The organism is Nitratireductor sp. GCM10026969 (assembly GCF_042660605.1).
GTDB lineage: Bacteria > Pseudomonadota > Alphaproteobacteria > Rhizobiales > Rhizobiaceae > Chelativorans.
Genome location: NZ_JBHSUM010000226.1, coordinates 1 through 4,961 on the forward strand (window position 1 = coordinate 1; position 4,961 = coordinate 4,961).

5 protein-coding genes and 1 tRNA gene are annotated in these 4,961 nt (G+C 63.1%); 2 read left to right on the forward strand and 4 right to left on the reverse strand.

The window, feature by feature from the left end:
* Positions 1-221 (reverse strand): NTP transferase domain-containing protein (locus ACFP9U_RS23810; protein ID WP_378625250.1); only part of this gene is annotated, 221 nt, incomplete at its 3' end.
* A 67-nt stretch (positions 222-288) separates the two neighbouring features.
* Positions 289-1,026 (reverse strand): cytochrome c biogenesis CcdA family protein, encoded by a 738-nt coding sequence (locus tag ACFP9U_RS23815; RefSeq protein WP_378625251.1) that lies wholly within the window; start codon positions 1,024-1,026, stop codon positions 289-291.
* A gap of 207 nt (positions 1,027-1,233) precedes the next feature.
* Between ACFP9U_RS23815 and ACFP9U_RS23820 the strand changes: the two genes are divergently transcribed.
* Positions 1,234-1,309, forward strand: a tRNA-Lys gene (locus tag ACFP9U_RS23820).
* Between the two features lie 405 nt (positions 1,310-1,714).
* Here the strand turns inward: ACFP9U_RS23820 and ACFP9U_RS23825 are convergent.
* Positions 1,715-2,149 carry a glycine zipper 2TM domain-containing protein gene (locus ACFP9U_RS23825; protein WP_378625253.1) on the reverse strand — a complete coding sequence of 145 codons (435 nt, stop codon included), beginning with the start codon at positions 2,147-2,149 and terminating at the stop codon, positions 1,715-1,717.
* A 176-nt stretch (positions 2,150-2,325) separates the two neighbouring features.
* Between ACFP9U_RS23825 and ACFP9U_RS23830 the strand changes: the two genes are divergently transcribed.
* The gene (locus tag ACFP9U_RS23830) at positions 2,326-3,996 is read left to right on the forward strand and encodes a mechanosensitive ion channel family protein (RefSeq protein ID WP_378625254.1); all 1,671 of its coding nucleotides are present in this window, start codon (positions 2,326-2,328) and stop codon (positions 3,994-3,996) included.
* Positions 3,997-4,187: 191 nt separating this feature from the next.
* On the opposite strand, the gene ACFP9U_RS23835 is transcribed toward ACFP9U_RS23830, so the two are convergent.
* Positions 4,188-4,961 (reverse strand): NAD(P)H-hydrate dehydratase (locus ACFP9U_RS23835; RefSeq protein WP_378625256.1); only part of this gene is annotated, 774 nt, incomplete at its 5' end.

Here is a 4,961-nt window from a genome sequence, read left to right on the forward strand (position 1 = left end):
ACGCTGCCGCCCGCCCCCCCCTCTAGGGCGGCCTCGACCTGCGCGGCCCCGTTGCCGACGACGAGGGCCATGGCGTCCGCGCCGGCCCTTCCGGCCGTCGCCATCACATGCGCGACCATTTCCAGCCCGGCGATCTTGTGCAGCACCTTCGGTGTCGTGCTCTTCATGCGGGTGCCCTCGCCCGCGGCAAGGATGACGGCAAGGCAGCTTCTGTCGTCCATGGGAAAATCCGCTTTCAGACCGGGAATCGCTCGATTTGTAGCACCCGAGGGGACGGGCGCCAATGCGCTATCCGAGCCGGCCCAGGGTGGGAAAAGTTTCCAGAAGCCAATAAGCCATGGTCTGCATGCCGCCCGTCAGGAACAGAACGCCAGCGATCACGAGCAGGCCGCCGATCACCTTTTCCACCGTTCCCAGATGCATGCGGAAGCGCTGCAGGAAGCGCATGAAGCTGTCGGAGAAAAGGGCTGCGACAAGGAAGGGAATGCCGAGCCCGGCCGAATAGACCCCTAGCATCAGCGCCCCCTCGCCCACCGTTTCGCGCCCGCCGGCAAGCGTCAGGATGGGGCCCAGAACCGGCCCGATGCAGGGCGTCCATCCGAAACCGAAGGCCAGCCCCATCACATAGGCCGCACCGAGACCCGCCGGCTTACCGCCGGCCCGGAAGCGCGCCTCGCGGGAAAGCAGCGGGATGCGCACGACACCCAGAAAGTTGAGCCCCATGAGAATGATGACCACGCCGGCCGCCATGGCAAGTTCCTGCTGCCAGGCGCGCAGCAGCGCCCCGATCGTCGAAGCGCCGGCGCCCAGCGCCACGAAGACGGTGGAAAAACCGAGGACGAAGGCGAGCGCGGCGGAAAGCAGCGCCAGCCGCGCACCGGCGTGCTCCTCGGGCCGGCGGAAGTCCTCCACCGAAACACCCGCCATGTAGCAGAGATAAGGCGGCACCAGCGGCAGGACGCAGGGCGATAGGAACGACACGGCCCCCGCCAGAAGCGCGCTTGTATAGCCGATATCGATCGCCATTCCTCAATCCACATGATGCGGTCCGATGCCCTGCATATAACGGCCAACCGCCACACGCTCCAATCACCATCTCGTGGCAAAGCGCCGCAGCCGCGCAGGCCTTGGCGCAAAGGGCCGACAGACGCCAGCCGAGAGCGGCCTTTGGAGTTGACCGCCCGACCGCGTCTCACTATGTTCCGCCGCACTTCGACACGCACGTCCGTGCAGGAGCGCGTAGCTCAGCTGGTAGAGCAACTGACTTTTAATCAGTAGGTCCAGGGTTCGAGCCCCTGCGCGCTCACCAAAAACAGATACAAAGCCGAAAATTCACCTGATTGCATGCGTCATTCGGTGTCGCCAGAATTGCCCAGAATTCCAGGCTGTTGCCTGGTTTGGCGCGGTGTCGGTGGCGTATGGGAGGCTTGCCGGCTTGCTTTGGCCGAGGGGCTTAGCTCTGAGAGGTTTGGTCGAGACGGGAAACGGAAAGCACGCCGCTCAAATCATTAACGCGGTGGGTGAAAAACGTCCCCAATTCGAAGCCGCGTTGCGCGCCCTGTCCAGGAAGAAGAAACTTCAACATCGTTTCGAAGCAAGAGATAACCCCTCCCGCTTTTTTGCGGAAGGGGCGCACGCGGCGCTTGCCAGCTTGAATTAATGTCGATGCTTGGCCGCGCTAGTCAGGCTCCCTGATCAGCACTTGCCCTTCCAGCTAATACCGTTCGTCGCATGGCGCGGTGTAGATGCTCCCGTCCGCCGCCCGGTATCGACAAAATTCCTGTCCCTGCCGCCGCGGCGTTGTCGCTGAGCCAATGACACCACCGAGAATCGCTCCACCGGCCGCCCCGGCCAACGTGCTCTTTGTATCGCGGCCGAGTGCCTGTCCAGCAAGCGCCCCAGCGCCCGCACCCAGCAAAGCCCCGGTTCCCGCGCGTTGCTGCTGCTCATTCGCCGCGCAACCAGCTAGCACCACCGCCAAAAGCATCACCGGGGCAGATGCCCATTTACGATTTTTCATGGTCGATTCTCTCCATAATTCCCCCTGCGCCACTCTGATAGCAGGAGGCACAGAAGCAGGCCACTGGCATGCTGAAAAAAGCCTCACCGTATGGTGCCGGCGCGCGCTGATGCTGCTTTCGGTCCTCATCCACTATGAGACATTGCGGCGGCGAGCACAAATCTCCGCCGGAGACGATCCCGCCCCTGCCCCCGGACCCCCGCACGTCGTGGCTGATTTCCCTGATCACCCGAGTGGCCATTGGAACGGCCGCTCCGCTGGAACGTTCCCTGCAATTGCGGCGACCAATCGGGAGATCCGGGCGTGTGCGCAGCTTTCTGATCTTAACAGCCTTTTTCCTCTGCGCCGTCACGATATCGGGGAAAGCCCTCGCTCAGGATGGCGGGGAGGAATCCGCTGAGCCGTTCGCGTTCGATCTCGAGGTGATCAACGAGGGCTTGCCGCCGGCAGACCCACCTCTTCAACTCGACACGCCGCGCGCGGCAATCGAAGCTTTTCTCAACGCCGTCCAGAACGAGGATTTTGCCAGGGCCGCGCATGTTCTCAATCTGAATGCGATTCCAGTTCAGCAGCAGAGCGAGCAGGGGCCCGAGCTGGCTCTAAGGATGGCGTTCGTACTCAGGCGGTTTGATCTGGTGAACTGGAGCGATCTGCCCGACCAACCGGACGCGCGCGTTCTGCCGGATGTCCAACGGTCGGTTGCTCCCTATAGCCGGCGGTCGGTCGAACTTGGAGAGGTAACGCTCGACGGGCGGCCCGTTCCGATCAGTATTCAGCGCTTCCATACCGGTGAGAAAGAGGCGACCTGGCACTTTTCTCCCTTCGCCGTGCAGCATGTGAGCGACGTATTTTCTGAAATCGAACCGGGACTTCTCGGCCGCTGGATACCCCTGAGGGAGCGCCTAAGGTCGTTGGGAGAGCCCTCGATGTGGGAGTGGTCGGCAGCCTCTGCCCTGCTCCTGGCGGCCGTCCTCTTCGGGCTCACGATCCGATTTTTCGCGCGCCTTGTTTCACGCCGCCTGTCACCCCTGAGAGCGCAAAAGGCACAGAAGCTCGTCTTGCCGCTCGCCATCTTGTCGGCAGCGCTCGCGTTTCGCGCGGGAACACAGCACCTCTTTTTGCTTACCGGACCGGTCGCGGCCTATCTCGACGTCGTGTCCGAACTGGTCGCGTTTGCGGCGGGAGCATGGCTGCTCCTGCGGATCGCGGACTTTCTCACGCTCGGGCTGAGCGAACGCTACGTGGTCCCGCTCGCGGAAGACGATCCGGAAAATCGCCGTATCAAGACGACTACCTATGTTGCACGGCGCCTGGCGCTCGCCGTGATCGCGCTTCTTAGCATCGGCTATGTACTGGTGCGGGTGGGTCTATTCGAGGATTTCGGCGTTTCGGTGTTGGCGTCAGCAGGTGCTCTCGGCGTCCTCGTAGCGATCGCCGCCCGACCGCTCCTGGGCAACATGGTATCGGGGCTGCAGATCGCCATGACCGATCCGGCACGTATTGGCGACATCGTGGTCTTCGACGGACAATGGGCCATCGTCGAGGACATCTCCTTCGCGCATACTGTCCTACACACATGGACCGATACGCGGCTGATCGTCCCGCACTCGGAGTTGCTATCGCGGCCCTTTGAGAACTGGTCGAAGAAGGGCGAGGCGGTGAAGCGGATTGTGAAGCTGCCGGTCGATTATCGCATCGATGTCGACAAGATCCGCGAGAAGGTCGCGGCGATCGTCAAGAACGATCCGCGCTCGACGGACGACAAGCCACTTGTCGAGATGGCCGAAATCAACGGCGAAACCGCGGTGCTGTGGATTTGGATAGCGGGGACGGACTCCTTTTCCTGCTGGTATCTGCACAACGAGGTGAAGGAAAAGCTGATTGCTTACCTGATAGGTCTCGATGGAGGGGCCTACCTGCCCCGGAAGCGCCACTTGCTCGTATCGGAGAGCGACCAGGAGCTTGGCGCGCGCTAAGTCGTGTCCGCAACAGCGGCCGCGTCTCTCATGTCGTCGCCAAGGACCGGTATGACCACCTGTTCCCGAGTGAGGATCACGCAACGGCGATGGGTAAAATCGCTAACACGCTTTATGCAACATAACAGGCTTTGCCCCTACCACATCGCCCGAAATCAAATTGGTTTCGGAAAGCAGCATGATACGTGGTTTCAACGGCTTGCAGCGTCCCTTTCAGGTTCAAAAGGACGCGCGGCGCCCATGTCCCGCAGCACCGGCATGAGGGCCTCGGGCAGATCCTCGGCGATCAGCCCCGGCCCCACCGCCCTGCCCGCGTCGGCGTGCAGGTAGACCGCCGCGCAGGCCGCCTCGAAGCCGAGCATGCCCTGCCCCATGAGCCCGGCGATCATTCCCGCCAGCACGTCGCCGGAGCCGGCGGTGGCGAGATCGGGCGTTGCATTGGCGTTGATCGCCGTGCGCCCGTCGGGTGCCGCGATGACGGTATCGGCACCCTTCAGAACGACGACGGCATGGGCCCGTGCGGCCGCATTGCGGGCGCTTTCCAGCTTCGACACGGCCTTCTCACCCGCGAGATCGGGAAACAGGCGGGCGAACTCGCCTTCATGCGGCGTCAGCACCAGCGTGGAAGCACTCTTGTCCGCGGCTTCGAAAAGAGGCGCGGGATCGTCGGCAAAGGCGGTGATCCCATCGGCGTCGAGAACCAGATGCGCACTTTGCGCGGCCGCCGATCCGGACAGAACCCGTTCGGCGAAGCGGCAGGCCCGTGACCCGACACCGAAACCGGGCCCGAGCACGAAAGCAGAGGGGCGGCGCTGTTCCATGAAAGCCTGAAGCTCGGTCTCATCCTCGACGCGGCGCAGCATGATGGCCGTCAGATGCATGGCATTGACCGCAAGGGCAGAGGCCGGAGAAAGAAGGGTGACGGCGCCGGCACCGATGCGCGCCGCGCCGCGTGCGGCAAGCCG